Origin of the sequence: Shewanella phaeophyticola (assembly GCF_025398315.1) — a bacterium.
GTDB lineage: Bacteria > Pseudomonadota > Gammaproteobacteria > Enterobacterales > Shewanellaceae > Shewanella > Shewanella phaeophyticola.
Window position 1 is genome coordinate 2,766,272 of the sequence record NZ_JAODOQ010000001.1, and the last position, 19,060, is coordinate 2,785,331.

Sequence of the window (19,060 nt, forward strand, 5' to 3'; positions counted from 1 at the left end):
ATTGACTATCAAAGCTGACATCGTTGTTTTTAGTCTCGGGTGATTGTATCGAAGTGAAACCTCAGGTAATCTGCTTGTTGTTACTACGCATAAATGGATATTTGAGCTAACTTGAGTAAGTCTAGCGAGCGAACATCCCAATAGATTATTTGGAATCCCTGTCTAGATGGCAAAAAAGATACATTCACATCCTGAACCTAAGTATCCTGAAGGTCGGTCACGTCCCAAAACGGTTAATCACCGTAATGCCACGACGACCCCCGAAATGCGGCAGTTTATTCAGCAATCCGAATACAGCGTCAGTCAACTCGCTAAAATACTTAATATTAGTGAAGCCACCATCCGAAAATGGCGTAAGCGCGACTCAGTCAATAATGCCCCTAACACACCGCATAAACTCAATACGACCTTGTCACCCATGCAAGAATATGTGGTAGTCGGTTTGCGATACCAACTCAAAATGCCGTTAGACAGACTGTTGTCGATAACCCAGAAGTTTATTAATCCAAATGTTTCTCGCTCCGGCTTAGCTCGTTGCTTAAAACGTCACGGCGTATCAAAACTTGATGACGTTGACAGTGGATTTGTGCCTGAGCGTTATTTTAATCAATTACCCATTACCCAGGGCACTGACGTGGTCACTTATGCCGTCAACCCACAAACACTGGCAGATACTTTATCGTTCCCCAGTGTCAGTCATGTAGTACAAGTTGAATCATTAAGCATCCCCAAACAATACAGTCCAAAGCAAGCTTCTTCGGTGTTATTGGGCGTCGATGCTGACACCGACTGGGTTTATCTAGACATTTATCAAGACAGCCATACTCAGGCGAGCAATCGTTATATGGCTTATGTGCTCAAGCACGGACCGTTTCATTTACGTAAATTATTAGTACGTAACTATCACACTTTTCTTGCTCGTTTTCCTGGAGCAAGTCAATCAGCGGCAACGCCAAAGGCATCTAAAGCCGCTGCACCCCAACAGCAGATAACTGACTCTCAGTTATCAAGCGGAGACTCATATGAGCCAATCCAGTAATCACGACAAGCGTTTAAACAAACGCTTAAAAGACATGCCTGTCGCCATTGTCGGCATGGCGAGCATCTTTGCTAACTCGCGTTACCTGAATAAATTTTGGGATTTAATCAGCGAAAAAATTGACGCCATTGTTGATATTCCAGACAGCCATTGGAACGCCGACGATTACTACGATGCCGATAAATCTGCGCCCGATAAAAGCTACTGTAAACGTGGTGGTTTTTTACCTGAGGTCGATTTCAATCCAATGGAATTTGGCCTGCCGCCTAACATTTTAGAGTTAACCGACACCTCGCAGCTGTTGTCGTTAGTGGTCGCTAAAGAAGTGTTAGCCGATGCCGGAATCGATGCGCAATACGATACCGACCGTATCGGGATTACCCTTGGTGTGGGTGGCGGACAAAAAATCAACCACAGCTTAAGCAGCCGCTTACAATACCCAGTACTCAAGAAAGTATTCAAAAACAGTGGTATTAGTGACGCCGACAGCGAAATGCTGATTAAGAAGTTTCAAGATCAATATATCCACTGGGAAGAAAACTCGTTCCCAGGGTCACTCGGTAACGTCATTGCTGGTCGTATTGCGAACCGTTTTGACTTAGGCGGCATGAACTGTGTCGTCGATGCGGCTTGTGCGGGCTCGTTAGCGGCCATGCGCATGGCGATTACCGAACTGGTGGAAGGGCGCAGCGACATGATGATCACCGGCGGTGTTTGTACCGACAACTCACCGTCGATGTACATGAGTTTCTCAAAAACCCCTGCATTTACCACTAACGACACCATTCAACCATTTGATACTGATTCAAAAGGCATGATGATTGGTGAAGGTATTGGCATGGTGGCGATTAAGCGCCTTGAAGATGCTGAGCGTGATGGCGATAAAATCTATGCCGTAATTAAAGGCATTGGTTCATCTTCTGACGGTAAATTTAAGAGTATTTATGCGCCGCGCCCTGAAGGCCAGGCCAAAGCATTAAAGCGTGCTTATGATGATGCCGGTTTTGCCCCGCATACAGTAGGACTCATTGAAGCCCATGGTACAGGTACTGCTGCAGGTGATGTTGCCGAGTTTAATGGCTTAAAATCAGTTTTTGCTGAAGATAACGACAGCCAACAACACATCGCGCTTGGTTCGGTTAAGTCTCAGGTTGGCCACACAAAATCAACCGCTGGTACCGCGGGAGTAATTAAAGTGGCGTTGGCATTGCACCATAAAGTATTACCGCCGACGATTAATGTGAGTAAGCCACATCCAAAACTGGGCATCAGTGATTCACCGTTTTATCTCAATACCGAAACTCGCCCATGGTTACCTCGCCCTGACGACACGCCGCGCCGCGCCGGTATTAGCTCGTTTGGTTTTGGTGGCACTAACTTCCATATCGTGTTGGAAGAGTACCGTCAAGATCACGCCCGTAATGACAAATACCGTCAACGCGCGGTGCCACAAAGCTTGTTAATCAGTGCGGATAACAAGGCGGCACTGCAAAGTAAATTGGCTGAGCTACAAGCTGAAATAGCCGCCATCGATACCAGCAAAGCCAATAGTCAAGAATTGGCATTAACCGAGCTAGCCCAGCGCTTTGCCATTTCTGACATTACGCCAACAGCAGCACGTTTAGGCTTAGTTGTAGCGTCAATTGCTGACTTAACCGTGCAGCTTACTCAAGCCCTAGCCCAGTTAACTAACAATCATGCCGATAACTGGCAATTACCCTCTGGCGCAAGTTATCGCAGTGCCAGCTTAGTCAATAAAAAAGCAGCACCTAAGGTGGCGGCATTGTTTGCAGGCCAAGGGGCGCAATATGTCAACATGGCCACCGAGCTTGCATGTTTCTACCCTGAAATGCGCCAGCAATTAATGCAAGCAGACAAAGTCTTTGCCAAGCATAAGCAAACGCCATTATCACAAGTTATCTACCCTATTCCGGCTTTTGAGGCGCAAGAGATTGCGGCGCAGCAAGCCGCACTAACCAACACAGCTTATGCTCAAAGCGCCATTGGTGCGGTCAGCATGGGCCAATACGCACTGTTCACTCAAGCCGGTTTTAGCCCTGACATGGTCGCGAGCCACAGTTTTGGTGAACTGTCAGCCTTATGTGCAGCTGGGGTTATCAGCCAGGACGATTATTATCAATTAGCCTTTGCTCGTGGCCAGGCCATGGCTGCCACACCTGCCGATCAAGACCCTGGCGTCATGTACGCCATCATTGTGCCGCCACAAGCAGCCGAACAAGGTGTCAGTCAGTTAGAAAACTGTATCAGTGCCTTTGATGGCGTAAAAGTCGCTAACTACAATGCGCCAACGCAATTAGTGATTGCAGTACCAACAGAGGCTTGCGCAGATGCAGCAAAAGCCATTACTGCAGAGTTAGGCTTTAAAGCCATTGCCTTGCCAGTATCAGGGGCGTTCCACACACCTTTAGTTGGCCACGCGCAAAAGCCGTTTGCCAAAGCGATTAGCAAGGTTAAGTTTGCTAAGCCTAACGTGGCGTTATACGCCAACGGTACAGGTCAGCGTCACCCAAGCGACGGCAAAGCAATTCAAGCCGCCTTTAGCGAACATATGCTGCAGTCAGTGCATTTTAGCGAGCAACTCGTTGCCATGTACGATGCTGGCGCGCGAGTATTTGTTGAGTTTGGCCTAAAAACATTTTACAAAAGCTGGTTGAGGCCACATTGAGCAACAAACCTGAAGCGGTCAGTGTTGTTAGTCTAAACCCTAATCCGAAAGGCAGTAGCGACACTCAATTGCGTCAAGCGGCAACGCAATTAGCGGTATTAGGTGTGGCATTAACTGAGGTTGACCCTTATCAAGCGCCAATAGCAGAGCTTGCTAAAACCTCGCCGATGAACGTCAAACTGACAGCGCAAAACTACATCAGCCCAAGCACACAAGCAAAGATGCAAAAATCATTGCAAAGTGGCGAAGTCACCAGCAAGACAGTGGAAGTGCCTGTCGAGAAAATTGTGGAAAAAATAGTGGAAAAACAAGTGATCAAAACCGAATATGTTGAAGTGGCCAGTGCACCTACTGCATCAGCTGAAACGCCCATTGCACAAGCGCCTCTTACACAAGCAACTGCGCAAGCTAGTCAAACATCAGCTCAAGCGCACACAAAGGTAAGTAACGACAGTTTAAATGCATTTTTTGCAGCGCAGCAACAAACAGCTACGTTACATCAACAGTTTTTAGCCATTCCACAGCAGTATGGTGACACCTTTAATCAACTGATGACAGCCCAGGCGCAAATGGCATCATCAGGGGTTGCTATCCCCGAAAGCTTGCAACGCTCGATGGAACTATTCCACCAGCATCAAGCGCAAACACTGCAAAGTCACACACAGTTTTTAGCACTGCAAGCGCAAACCAGCCAAGCTGCATTAGCCATGTTACAAGGGCAAGCACCCGCCGCTGTAAATACCTTTGCCAATAACCTTGCAGCGCCACAAGCGGTTACAGCACCTGTTGCGGCAACCCAAACACCAGTAATGGCTCAAGCCGCTGCGCCAGCACCTGTTGCAGCCGCGGCCACAACACCAGCACCTACACCCGCAGCAGTATCAGAGCCAATCGCTCAAGTAGCTCAACCAGCAGCACCGATGCCTGCAACGGCACCAGTAGCAAGTGCATCTACAGGCTTATCGGCAGATGCAGTGCAGCTCACCATGATGAATGTGGTTGCCGACAAAACCGGTTACCCAACTGAAATGCTTGAACTTGGCATGGACATGGAAGCCGATCTAGGTATCGACTCAATCAAGCGAGTGGAAATTTTAGGCACAGTACAAGATGAGCTACCAGGCTTGCCAGATCTTAGCCCAGAGGATCTAGCCGAATGTCGCACCCTAGGTGAGATTGTTAATTATATGCAATCTAAGCTGTCTGCCGCGCCAGCGTCTGTATCGACTCAAACCGCTAGCGCACCTGTAGCACAAGTAACAACTTCGCCAACATCAGGTTTAAGTGCCGATACCGTATTAACCACTATGATGGCAGTGGTGGCCGACAAAACAGGTTACCCAGCAGAAATGCTTGAGCTCACCATGGACATGGAAGCCGATTTGGGTATCGACTCAATCAAGCGCGTCGAGATATTAGGCACAGTGCAAGATGAGCTACCGAGTTTACCTGAGCTCAACCCTGAAGATTTAGCGGAGTGTCGCACCTTGGGTGAGATTGTTGATTATATGCAATCTAAGTTGTCAGCTGTGCCAGCTCAAACATCAGTGCCAACATCTGGCTTAAGCGCTGAGACCGTATTGAATACCATGATGGCAGTAGTCGCTGACAAAACCGGTTACCCAGCCGAAATGCTTGAGCTCACCATGGACATGGAAGCAGACTTAGGTATCGACTCAATCAAGCGCGTGGAAATTTTAGGCACAGTGCAAGATGAGTTACCAGGCTTACCAGAACTCAGCCCTGAAGATTTAGCAGAGTGTCGCACCTTGGGTGAGATTGTTGACTATATGCAATCTAAGCTTGCACCAGTACAGGGATCAACAGTGCCAGCCCCAGTGGCCGCATCTACTCAAGCGATAACAGTCCAAGCGTCTCCAATTCAAGCATCAGGCTTAAGCGCTGAGACCGTACTGAATACCATGATGGCAGTAGTCGCTGACAAAACCGGTTACCCTGCTGAAATGCTCGAGTTGACCATGGACATGGAAGCCGATTTGGGTATCGACTCCATCAAGCGCGTGGAGATTTTAGGCACGGTGCAAGATGAGCTGCCGGGCTTACCAGAGCTTAGCCCTGAAGATTTAGCTGAGTGTCGCACCTTGGGTGAGATTGTTGACTACATGCAATCAAAGCTTGCACCAGTACAGGAATCAACAGTGCCACCCCCAGTGGCCGCATCTACTCAAGCGATAACAGTCCAAGCGTCTCCAATTCAGGCATCAGGCTTAAGCGCTGAGACCGTACTGAATACCATGATGTCAGTGGTTGCCGATAAAACCGGTTACCCAGCCGAAATGCTCGAGTTGACCATGGACATGGAAGCCGATTTAGGTATCGACTCCATCAAGCGCGTAGAGATTTTAGGTACGGTGCAAGATGAGCTGCCGGGCTTACCAGAGCTTAACCCAGAAGATTTAGCAGAGTGTCGCACCTTGGGGGAGATTGTTGATTACATGCAATCGACCTTGTCTGCCTCAACTGAGTCAGCCTCAACTGTGTCTGCAGCGCCAGCGGTACAAGTCGAAGCCTCAAACTTAAGCGCGGAAACCGTGCTCACGACCATGATGGCAGTGGTAGCCGATAAAACCGGTTACCCAGCAGAAATGCTTGAACTCACCATGGACATGGAAGCTGATTTAGGTATCGACTCAATCAAGCGCGTAGAGATTTTAGGCACGGTGCAAGATGAGCTACCGGGTTTACCAGAACTCAACCCAGAAGATTTAGCCGAGTGTCACACCTTAGGTGAAATCGTCAGCTATATGCAAGGTAAGCTAGGCGCACCAGCCTCTGCTACCGTTACGGCAACATCGAATACTGAAGTTATCGATACATCTGACTTACCGCCACACAGCGGGGTAGCGCTAAAAAAGTTGCCAGCGGCGGATAAACTAGATGCATGTTATTCAACAGACAGCTGCATTGTCATCACAGATGATGGTCATAATGCCGGTGTACTTGCTGAAAAACTTCATGCTAAAGGATTAACCGTCGCCGTTATTCGTAACCCAGAAACCATCAGCACAGCTCACTCGCCTTTAAGCAGCGACATCAGTAGTTATGCCTTAACCAACATTGATGATGCAAGCATTGCCAAGGTGATCAATGAGATTAGTGCTTCACACCCCATTGCGGGCTTTGTGCACTTACAGCCACAGTTTAACGCTGACAGCAAAGACTTAGTCAGCTGCAATGAGGCAGCAAAATCCGCTGTTGATAACGCCTTTTTATGGGCGAAACATCTGCATGCTGAATTTACTAAACCCCTGCAATCACGCTTAAGTTACTTTACCGTAAGCCGTATCGACGGTGGCTTTGGCTACCTAGATAGCGCAGCACTAAGTAAAGCTGAATTAAACCAAGCGGCACTGTCTGGCCTCACCAAAACCTTAAGCCATGAATGGCCAAATGTGTTCTGCCGCGCGCTTGATATCGCCAATAACATTGATGCCAAAACATTTGCCAATGCCATTATTGCTGAACTGTTTGATGTTAATGGTGAAGCACCCAGTGCTAAACGCATGACCGAAGTGGGCATTAGCCAGCAAGGCCGCGCAACATTAATTGCAGCAAAAACTGGCAGCTCGCAATACCCAGCAGCAGTGTTAACCCAACAAGACAACATATTGGTCACTGGCGGCGCTAAAGGTGTCACCTTTGAATGTGCGCTTACACTGGCAAAACAAAGTAAATCACACTTTGTACTTGCTGGTCGTAGTCAGCACCTTGGCAATAACATGCCAGCTTGGGCGCAAGGTAAACAAGCCTCAGAGCTGAAAGCGGCAGCCATTAGTTACATTCAATCTCAAGGCGAAAAACCCACACCAAAGCAAATTGATGCATTAGTGTGGCCAGTACAAAGTAGCTTAGAGATTGACCGTTCCCTCGCCGCCTTTACCAAGGTAGGCGCCAGCGCGCAATATGTGGCGATGGATGTCAGCAATGCTAAAGGCGTTATCGACGCACTTGCAGCGTTAACTGATGCTAACGATAAAAAGTTAGTCATCAATGGCGTCATTCATGGCGCTGGCGTATTAGCAGATAAACACATTCAAGACAAAACCTTAGATGAACTGAATCGCGTTTACAGCACTAAAGTCACTGGCATCACGAGCATCATTAATGCGCTTGATCCACAAGAGATCAAATTGGTCGCCATGTTCTCATCGGCGGCAGGGTTTTATGGCAATACAGGTCAAAGCGACTATGCGATGTCGAATGAAATTCTTAATAAAACCGCATTAAAATTGGCCGCACAATTGCCCCAAGCCAAAGTCATGAGCTTTAACTGGGGCCTATGGGACGGCGGTATGGTGAGCTCTGCACTGAAAAAGATGTTTGTTGAACGTGGCGTATACGTGATCCCGCTTGAAGCTGGTGCCAACTTATTTGCTCATAGCTTATTAAGCTCGCAAGGCGTGCAAATGCTAATTGGTTCAGATATGCAAGGTTCAGCTTCACAGGATGCTACTGCAAAAAAGCCTAATGCGAACACTTTGCCACACGCAGAGGGTTCGCTGACGTTTTCTGCGCCATATTTGGCTACAGACAGCAAAATCATTACGGTAACTCGTGTGCTTCAGCGTAATGAGTTGGAATTTGTAAACGATCACCGTATTGCTGGCAACCCAGTGTTGCCGACAGTGTGCGCTATACAGTGGATGCGCGAAACCGCACAAGCTTTGTGCCATCAACCTGTAAGCGTTGCTGACTATAAATTACTCAAAGGGGTTATTTTTGATACCGACCAGCCACATTTACTGCAGTTGCAACTCACTCAAACTGACGCGGGCATAAGCGCGTTAATAATGAGCCGTTTGTTAAACGAGCCAAACTCGGCGATGAAACCGCAATATCAGGCTACCTTAGTCGCGAATGACGCGTTAACAGACTCGGCCATCACTGCATCAAGATTACCTGCAACGGTACTGCAAAATTTGTCACAAATGACTGCCATACACCAAGGCAATAGCTTGTATCAAAATGGCACCTTGTTCCATGGAGCCGCGTTTGCAGGGTATTAAGCAAGTGTTGAGTTTTGATGATGAACAGCTGTTGTGCCAGGTTAAGTTACCGCAAATTGATCCTGTAGACTGCCCCAGCTTTGCGCCATCATCAGTCGCAGGTGGCAGCCAACTGTTTGCCGAAGATTTGCTGTTACAGGCCATGTTGGTTTGGGCAAGGCTCAAATACGATGCTGCCAGTTTGCCATCATCAATGGGGCAATTTATCACGGTAGCGCCTTTTGTCAGTGGCGAACAGGGTTACATTCAACTTGAGGTGTTAAAACACAGCGGCAGAATGTTAATGGCCAATGTGAGCTTGTATAATCAAGATGGGCGTTTAAGTTGCCAAATGCGTGATGCCAAAATAACCATTAGCAAAACCCTGAATCAGGCCTTTATTAATAAGCATGAGAATCAACATGAGAATCAACATGAGAATCAGCATGAGAGTCAGCCTGCAAACCAGCACAGCAAGGACAGCGTGTGACCTTTTCAGTAAATGTGATGTCCGTAGATCAGCAAGCAGCGTTAACCGAACAGTTAACCGTTGATCTCAAACAACAACTAGCCAAGCCAATGCGCTTGGCCTTGTTGTTGGCTGCGCCAGCACTCTCCAATAACAACACACTGTCCATTAAGCATCTTGCATTAGCATCTGGAGCTACTCGAGATGCTTTTGCTTGATGCCGCAAGCCTTATTGCACATCATCACTGCGATATCGTCAATATCGGCGATAAACTGTGGTTTATGTCAGCAATGACGGCTGCAAAAAATGGCATTCATGCCCATGCATATTTAAACGGCATAGGTTGCGGTGATAACAGCGAGCAAGCCATAGTTCAAGCACTCGCTCATGCCAAAAGACAACATGTTCAACCTCAAGCTGTAGAGTTAACTCAGGCTAATAATGCACTCAATGCATTGGTCACACTTGTCGCAGACATTGCCTATCGACGCGTACCGAACAGTCAAGGTTTTTGGTTTACGCCAGCCCATCAAAGCCGCGTTGCCAGCTTGTGTTACCCAAGCAACATCGGTGTGCTCGCGTTAGTACTTACACAGGGCAGTCAATTACGTAGTGCTAAACCGTTATTAGCAGCAAACCGATTAATGCTGCCACTATCAGCACAAAACATTGATCAGCTACACACGCAATTAACAACCATTTGCGACACACTAATCAAGCCACGCGATGAGCTAAACTTGCTTAAATTTATTCGCCAGCAATGGCTGCAATATCAATCGCAAGCACCCTATGCCTTGGTGTTAATGGCGACGAATCAAAGCGGTTTACAACAAGAAGCCTGCGCCATGCTCGCGGCAATTGAGGCGCAGCAAACACAAAATACGACAACGCTTAACAAAACGTTTCACTACAAAACGCCAGCAGGCAGTTGCTTTACCGCTTCGCCATTAGGAGCCAACGGGCTGAGTTTTGTTTACCCAGGTGTCGGCACGGTGTACCCGCAGATGTTTAGCCAATTAGGCCATGTGTTCCCTCAAGTCTTTGCCAGCTTAGAGGCTGAAGGTGACTTGCCTGCAATGCTGCAAAGCCAAGCGATTTATACGACGAAAGAGAAAAACAACAACCACATGAGCCTCAGTGAGCTTGCCATTGCAGGTGTTGGCGCAAGTTACATGCTGAGTAAAATATTGCAGGATGAATTTGCCATAACACCACGCTTCGCTTTAGGTTATTCAATGGGTGAAGCCGCCATGTAGCCAGTTTAGGCGTATGGCAAACACCACAAAAACTGATTGAAGCCACCCAAAACAGCAGTATTTTTAATCAAGATATTTCAGGCGAGTTGCGCAGTGTGAGACAAGCATGGCAATTAGCCAATGATGAACCCATTGTGTGGAACAGTTTTGTTACCCGCGCTACCGTTGCCGACCTTAGCCCGCATTTAGCCGATTATCCTCGCGCTTACATTGCCATTGTGCAAGGCGACAGCTTAGTGTTAGCCGGCTGCGAGCAAAGCTGTAAAGCATTACTTAAACAAGCCGGAAAACGTGGCATTGCCGCCAATAGAGTCACCGCAATGCACACCCCTGCTGCGCTCAATATAATTGAGGATGTAAAGCAGTTTTACTTGCAGCCTTTAGCAGCGTTGCCCTCATCGACTCAGTTTTTATCGGCCGCGCAAACACAGCCAGTTGAATTAACCTCGCTCGCTATTGCCCAGTCGATTGCCGACACCTTTTGTCATCCGCTGGACTTTAGCCAGCTTATCAGCGACTCAATTAGCCAGGGCTGCCGTTTATTTGTTGAAATAGGCGCCGACAGACAAACTGCGACGTTAATCGATAAAATTATTGGCCAACAAACAACCTATGTGCAGGCGCAAGCATTGGCGGTTAATGCCAAAGGTGCAGACGACATCATCAGTTTATTGAAATGTTTAGCCCAGTTAATGACTCACAGAGTACCCATGTCATTAACCCCGTTTATGCAAAGCTTAAACGAAGCCATCGAACAACAAACCTTATTCATTGCCGCCAACAGCTTTGCTGTTGAGCATGGTGACACTTTATTAGAAGGAGAACCTCATTGAGTTCTCAAGCTGCTCCCAAGATAGCCGTTGTAGGCTTAGCCAATCAATATCCCGATGCCGACACTCCGGCAAAATTTTGGCAAAACCTCGTCAACAAAAAAGATTCGCGTAGCCCAATAAACGCGCAAAAACTTAATGCATCACCAGAAGACTATATTGGTGTGCAGGGTCAGTCAGATCGTTTTTATTGCGACAAAGGCGGATATATTCAAAACTTTCGCTTTAATCCTGATGGTTATCATATCGATAGCAATGCTTTTGACGGCCTAGACGACAGCTTTTTATGGCCACAGATACGGCACGTAATGCGTTAGCAGATGCAGGGATTACCGATCTTCATCATCCAGGCTTACAGCGCACCGGTATTGTGATGGGCACCTTTGTCGTTTCCAACGGCAAAATCAAACCAATTGTTTGTACCGCTTTACCACAGCGTGGTCGAAAAAGCCTTACAAACCAAATTACAGCAGCCCAACTTTGTATTGCAAAACTTTGGTTTAGCCGCACAAAACGAGCAATATAATTGGCGTAATGGCGCAGTAGCTCACAATGCCTCCAAGTTAGTCGCTGATGCTTTAGGCCTTGGCGGCGCGCAATTAAGCCTAGATGCCGCCTGTGCTAGCTCGGTTTATGCTTTAAAGCTGGCGTGTGATTATTTACATACTGGCAAAGCCGACATGATGCTGGCTGGCGCAGTGTCTGGCGCAGATCCGTTTTTTATCAATATGGGCTTTTCGATATTTCATGCCTATCCAGACCACGGCATTTCAGCACCGTTTGACAGCAACAGCAAAGGCTTATTTGCCGGTGAAGGTGCTGGCGTATTAGTGCTAAAACGTCTTGAAGATGCAAAGCGCGATGGCGACCATATTTATGCCCTCGTCAGCGGCATTGGCTTATCAAACGACGGTAAAGGTCAGTTTGTGCTTAGCCCAAACAGCAAAGGCCAGGTGCAAGCATTCGAACGAGCCTACCGTGAAGCCGCCTCATTAGACTCAAGCATTACCCCTGCCAGCATTGAAGTAATTGAATGCCATGCCACCGGGACGCCATTAGGCGACAAAGTTGAGTTAACCTCAATGGAGCGCTTTTTTGAAGATAAACTCAATGGCAGTGCCACGCCATTAATTGGCTCGGCTAAATCTAATTTGAGCCACTTACTCACCGCCGCAGGCATGCCAGGGATCATGAAAATGATTTTTGCCATGCGTGAAGGTGTGTTACCACCGAGTATTAATATCAGCGCGCCTATTAGTTCGCCTAACGGTTTATTTGGTCAAGCAACCTTGCCAAATGAAGTCCTCCCTTGGCCAGATAAAGCCGGTAATAGCACTCGTCATGCTGGTGTGTCAGTCTTTGGTTTTGGTGGTTGTAACGCACACTTGTTATTAGAATCCTGCTCTGAAACAGCGGTAAAATCGCCAACCTCAAGTAAAATGGTTAACGCCAGCGAGCAGCCAATGCACATTACCGGTATGGCAGCCCACTTTGGCCAGTGCAGTAGCATTAATCAGCTTGCTGAGCGTATTCGTGCCAAGCAGAATTTGTTTACGCCATTGCCGACTCAGCGCTGGAAAGGCATCAACAAGCATCCAGAGCTATTAGCCAAATACGGTATTGAACACGTGCCTCAGGGCGCTTACATTGATCAATTCGACTTTGATTTTTTACGTTTTAAAGTGCCGCCCAATGAAGACGACAGACTCATTTCGCAGCAGTTGTTACTGATAAAAGTCGCCGATGAAGCCATTGTGAATGCCAACCTAAAACCCGGCAGCAAAGTGGCCGTGCTAGTGGCCATGGAAACCGAGCTAGAATTACATCAATTCCGTGGACGAGTAAACTTACACAGCCAGCTCGCACAAAGCCTGGCAGCCCAGGGCGTTAAGCTCAGTGACGATGAATACCAGGCGCTAGAAGCCATCGCCATGGACAGCGTGCTCGATGCCGCCAAATTAAACCAGTACACCAGTTTTATTGGCAATATTATGGCGTCGCGGATTTCATCGCTATGGGACTTTAACGGCTACCAGCCTTTACCATTTCGGCTGCAGAGCAATCAGTTAATCGCTGTATTGATGTGGCACAAAACTTATTTGCCATGGGCTCACTACAAGAGCCATTAGATGCAGTGATTATTGCAGCGGTTGATTTATCTGGCAGCATTGAAAACTGCCTACTCAACAATGCACACCTGCAAGCCGCAGGAACGCAGGCAAGCACAACCCACTTAGGTGAAGGTGCTGGTGCGATTGTATTACAGCAAAATCATCCAACCGACAGCTTTGCCAGTATTAATGACGTACAGTTTGCCAAGCAAGATCAACTTAAGCTCGAGCAAGCCTGCGATATTAGCGAACTTAACATAGCACCACTTTGCCAACAGTCTAATTTTGGACAGCAATTAACCAGCCAGTTAACTCAACTGGCTAAGCCAAATAGCATTACAAGCGCGCAGCATGTGATGATAGCCATACCTTTGCCGCTTCAGGCATGGCAAGCTTGCTCAATGCGCTTATACAAAGCCAGCAGATACAACAAGCTGACATTAGTGCACAGGTGGATTAGTGCCAGTGAAAATCAATACTCACGCATTGGTTTATCGCTCAATACATTACAGCAACAGGCGCTTGCCAGCCGCGTAACACTGCCACTGACACAACAACTAACGCAAAGTGCCAAGCTGAGCTTGATTAAACAAGTCAGTTTAGGTGGCCGAGATATCTATCAGCATATTGTCGACAGCCAAGTTGCTGCAATCGACAACATTGTTAGCCAATGCGCGTCGATTAAACCCGTTTCAGTGCAACAAGCCCCAACAAAAATGAATATAAACGAGCCCACTATGCCCGCAAGCCATTTCGCACATAAACCAGGTACGCAGCCGCAAACAGAAAATCAGACTCATTCAACTCAAGCTATGAGTCAGGCAAACGCCACCCGCGCACTTAACGGTTTTTCAGCAAAACCAATGGCTAGCACAACAAGCCCATTTAGCCTTTTTAGCCAGTCGCGAAGCAGGGTTAAAAGTCGCCGACAGCTTATTAAAAGCACAACTGGCCTCGATAACATCGACCACAAGCGCACAAACAATAACACCTGCGTTTACAGCCAAAGCGCCAGCTGAACAAAACGTTGAAGCTCAACCGGTACTGGCAGAGCGCAAACCTAATCATGCGCAGGTTCCGGCTTACACAGCCCCCATTCCAGCGAATAAACCGTGTATTTGGAACTACGCCGATTTAGTGGAATATGCCGAAGGTGATATCGCCAAAGTATTTTACCAGATTATGCCATCATCGACAGCTACTCACGCCGCGTACGCTTACCCACTACCGACTACTTACTGGTGTCTCGAGTAACAAAACTTGATGCCACTATGAATCAATACAAACCTTGCTCAATGACCACAGAATATGACATCCCTGTTGATGCGCCGTATCTGGTTGACGGTCAAATTCCCTGGGCGGTCGCGGTTGAGTCTGGCCAGTGCGATTTAATGCTGATTAGCTATTTAGGCATCGATTTTGAAAACAAAGGCGAGCGGGTTTATCGCTTACTCGACTGCACCTTGACCTTCCTAGGGGATTTACCCCGTGGTGGCGACACTTTGCGTTATGACATTAAAATCAACAACTTTGCCCGCAATGGCGACACCTTGTTGTTTTTCTTCTCGTACGAATGTTTCGTTGGCGACAAGATGATTTTGAAAATGGACGGCGGTTGCGCCGGCTTCTTTACCGATAAAGAATTGTCCGATGGCAAGGGCGTTATCCAAACCGAAGATGAGCTTAAACTGCGCCAACAAGTGCTTAACAACCCAAATAAACCAACATTTGCCCCCTTACTACACTGCGCACAAACCGCTTTTGATTATGGCCAAATCCACCATTTATTAACCGGCGATATTGGCAGCTGTTTTGGCGGCGAACACGTTGGCCATCAACTGCAAACGGGCATGCAAAAGTCGCTGTGTTTTGCGTCTGAAAAGTTCTTGATGATTGAGCGCGTAAGCAATTTACAAGTGAGCGGCGGCACATGGGGTCTTGGTCTAGTTGAAGGCCACAAACAATTAGCCCCAGACCATTGGTATTTCCCGTGTCATTTCCAGGGCGATCAGGTAATGGCGGGTTCGTTAATGGCTGAAGGTTGTGGCCAATTACTGCAATTCTTTATGTTGCATATTGGTATGCATACGTTAGTTGAAAACGGCCGTTTCCAGCCGCTCGAAAATGCCTCACAAAAAGTGCGTTGTCGTGGCCAGGTGTTACCGCAACACGGCGAGTTAACTTACCGTATGGAAGTGACCGAAATCGGTATTTCACCACGTCCATATGCTAAAGCCAATATTGATATTTTGCTTAATGGCAAAGTCGTGGTCGATTTTCAAAACCTTGGGGTGATGATCAAAGAAGAAGCGCAATGCACCCGCTACCTTGGCGACTCAATGGCTAATACCAGCACCAAGTCAACAGCAGATACAACAAATCAAACACCGACTGGCACAAACAGCTCAGCCAACCAGCAAGATATCGCCCCGTTAATGGCGAAAATAGCCGACACCAGCGCGCCAACCAATAAAGGCGTTATTCCGCTTAAACATGTTGAAGCACCGCAAGTCAGCGCTAATTCTAAATACGCAAACCGCGTGCCTGATACCCTGCCATTTACGCCGTATCATATGTTTGAGTTTGCCACAGGCGACATCGAAAAATGCTTTGAGCCAGACTTTAGCATCTATAAAGGGTTAATCCCGCCGCGTACACCTTGCGGTGATTTGCAGTTAACCACCCGTGTTATCGACATTAATGGTAAGCGCGGCGAATTGAAAAAACCATCATCGTGTATTGCTGAATATGAAGTGCCAACCGATGCATGGTACTTTGCCAAAAACAGCCACCAGGCGGTAATGCCATATTCGGTGTTAATGGAAATCTCATTACAACCCAATGGCTTTATTTCAGGCTATATGGGCACCACATTGGGCTTCCCAGGGCAGGAGTTGTTTTTCCGCAACCTAGATGGTCATGGCACCTTATTACGCCATGTGGATTTACGCGGCAAGACCATCGTTAACGACTCACGTTTACTGTCTACCGTGATTGCGGGCAGCAATATTATTCAAAACTTTACCTTTGATTTAAGCGTCGATGGTGAACCGTTTTACACAGGTGGCGCAGTGTTTGGCTACTTTAAAGCTGACGCGCTTAAAAACCAGCTCGGTATCGACAATGGTAAAATTACCCAACCCTGGCATGTCGACAACAATGTCACAGCCGACACGGTAGTCAACTTGCTCGACAAACAATCACGGGTGTTTAATGCACCAGCGCACCAGCCTCATTACCGCTTAGCGGGTGGTCAGCTTAACTTTATCGACACCGCTGAAATCGTCAATAACGGTGGCAAGTATAATCAGGGCTATTTAGCTGCATCACGCACCATTGACCCAAGTGATTGGTTCTTCCAATTCCATTTCCATCAAGATCCGGTGATGCCGGGTTCATTAGGCGTTGAAGCTATCATCGAGTTAATGCAAACTTACGCGATTACTAACGACTTAGGTGCCGGTTTTACCAATCCTAAATTCGGCCAGATTTTGTCTGATATAAAATGGAAATACCGCGGCCAAATTAATCCGCTTAACAAACAAATGTCGTTAGATGTGCACATCAGCGCAGTAAAAGACGAAAACGGTAAACGCATCATCGTCGGTGATGCCAATTTAAGTAAAGATGGATTACGTATTTACGAAGTTAAAGACATCGCTATTTGTATTGAAGAAGCCTAGCTTTTCAAGGAAACAATAATGACAACCCAATTAAAAAACGAAAAGCTTTCTCCATGGCCTTGGCAAGTGAGCCAGCAGCACGTCAGTTTTGACCCTGCAGGAATGAACAAAAAGCTTAAAGACTTATCACAAGCCTGTTATGTGGTGAACGATGCTCAGCAGGGTTTAGGTGTTGCACAACAAGCTCAAGTAGTGACCGATACCATCACCGCCGTTAACGCCCTGCCTGTTAGCGCCTTTGCCCCCGCCCTTGGCACCCAAAGTTTAGGTGACAGTAATTTCCGCCGAGTGCACGGGGTTAAATACGCTTATTACGCTGGAGCTATGGCCAATGGTATTTCATCTGAAGAACTGGTTATTGCATTAGGTCAGGCTGGGATTTTATGCTCATTTGGTGCTGCAGGGCTTATCCCATCACGGGTTGAGCAAGCCATTACGCGTATTCAAGCAGCCCTGCCAAATGGGCCTATGCGTTTAACTTAATCCATAGCCCAAGTGAGCCCGCCCTAGAGCGCGGTAGCGTAGAGCTATTTTTAAAACACAAAGTGCGCACCGTAGAAGCCTCAGCCTTTTTGGGCTTAACACCGCAAATTGTCTATTACCGCGCAGCAGGCTTAAGCCGTGATGCTCAAGGTAACATTCAAATAGACAACAAAGTCATCGCCAAAATTAGCCGCACCGAAGTGGCAATTAAGTTTATGCAGCCTGCCCCGGCCAAAATACTGCAACAACTAGTGGATGAAGGCCTTATCACGCCAGAGCAAATGGAGTTAGCCCAATTAGTGCCGATGGCCGATGACATTACCGCGGAAGCCGATTCAGGTGGTCATACCGATAACCGTCCATTAGTGACGTTACTGCCTACCATTTTGGCGCTAAAAGATGAAGTCCAAGCACAATACAATTACAAAACCCCTATTCGCGTCGGTGCCGGCGGTGGTGTGGGTACGCCCGATGCGGCTTTGGCAACCTTTAACATGGGCGCGGCGTTTATTGTCACAGGCTCAATTAACCAGGCTTGCGTAGAAGCCGGCGCTAGTGAACACACCCGTAAGCTATTGGCCACCACAGAAATGGCCGATGTGACCATGGCACCTGCGGCCGATATGTTCGAAATGGGCGTAAAACTGCAAGTGGTGAAACGCGGCACCCTCTTCCCGATGCGCGCAAACAAGTTATACGAAATTTACACTCGTTATGACTCAATAGAAGCCATTCCGGCTGATGAGCGTGAAAAGCTTGAAAAACAAGTATTTCGTTCAAGCCTAGATGATATTTGGAAGCCGGTACCGTGGCACATTTTAATGAGCGCGACCCTAAGCAAATCGAGCGCGCTAAAGATAACCCTAAGCGCAAAATGGCATTAATTTTCCGCTGGTACCTTGGGCTGTCAAGCCGCTGGTCAAACACGGGTGAAACCGGCCGTGAAATGGATTATCAAATTTGGGCAGGCTCAGCCCTTGGCGCATTTAACGCCTGGGCAAAAGGCAGTTATTTAGATGACTATACTCAACGACATGCAGTCGATTTAGCCAAACACTTAATGCATGGCGCAGCTTACTTAGCACGAGTAAACTTATTGATCGGCTCAAGGCGTTAGTCTACCAGTTGCCTTGCAGCGCTGGCGCCCTGCAGATCAAGTGAAGTAGCCTGCACTCGAGATAATAGGAACGATAATGAGCGACAAACAAAAACTCGATTTTTCAGCGGTAAATGGTTCAACGTTGGCGTCATTCAACCAGCAAAAAAACCTGATAAAGCGCATGCTAAAAGGCAACAGCGCCACGTGTGCCGACTGCAATAAACCACTCACATTGCAATTGCCACCAAACAGTAAAAATGCCAAGCCAGCTGCAAAAGCCCCCGGCATTTATTGCGCGAAAGGCTGTACCGATATTGAGCTTGACATGGAAGCTGTTGCATTACTGAAATAATGCCGAACTGATATTAGCAATGAATAAAAAAGACCCTCTACGTTA

4 protein-coding genes and 4 pseudogenes are annotated in these 19,060 nt (G+C 47.5%); all 8 read left to right on the plus strand.

The window, feature by feature from the left end; all coding sequences use genetic code 11:
• Positions 1-166: 166 nt before the first annotated feature.
• The 8 genes and pseudogenes from N4T56_RS12835 (at position 167) to N4T56_RS12870 (ending at position 19,015) form a co-directional block, all read left to right on the plus strand.
• Positions 167-1,039 carry a transcriptional regulator gene (locus N4T56_RS12835; protein WP_261733511.1) on the plus strand — a complete coding sequence of 291 codons (873 nt, stop codon included), beginning with the start codon at positions 167-169 and terminating at the stop codon, positions 1,037-1,039.
• A pseudogene (locus tag N4T56_RS12840) lies at positions 1,023-9,221 on the plus strand (phosphopantetheine-binding protein). Before N4T56_RS12835 ends, N4T56_RS12840 begins: the two are co-directional and overlap by 17 nt.
• Positions 9,218-9,418 (plus strand): hypothetical protein, encoded by a 201-nt coding sequence (locus N4T56_RS12845; RefSeq protein WP_261733512.1) that lies wholly within the window; start codon positions 9,218-9,220, stop codon positions 9,416-9,418. Before N4T56_RS12840 ends, N4T56_RS12845 begins: the two are co-directional and overlap by 4 nt.
• Entirely contained in the window at positions 9,405-10,457 is a 1,053-nt protein-coding gene (locus N4T56_RS12850) for a PfaB family protein (RefSeq protein ID WP_261733513.1), read from the plus strand. The genes N4T56_RS12845 and N4T56_RS12850 overlap by 14 nt, the downstream gene beginning before the upstream one ends.
• Positions 10,458-10,468: 11 nt before the next feature.
• Positions 10,469-11,290: pseudogene (locus N4T56_RS12855) on the plus strand (PfaB family protein); the annotation flags it as partial.
• Positions 11,287-17,081, plus strand: a pseudogene (locus tag N4T56_RS12860) (hotdog fold thioesterase). The pseudogenes N4T56_RS12855 and N4T56_RS12860, both read left to right, overlap by 4 nt.
• Before the next feature lie 18 nt (positions 17,082-17,099).
• A pseudogene (pfaD, locus tag N4T56_RS12865) lies at positions 17,100-18,730 on the plus strand (eicosapentaenoate synthase subunit PfaD).
• A gap of 27 nt (positions 18,731-18,757) precedes the next feature.
• The gene (locus tag N4T56_RS12870) at positions 18,758-19,015 is read left to right on the plus strand and encodes a hypothetical protein (RefSeq protein ID WP_261733514.1); all 258 of its coding nucleotides are present in this window, start codon (positions 18,758-18,760) and stop codon (positions 19,013-19,015) included.
• Positions 19,016-19,060: the final 45 nt, after the last annotated feature.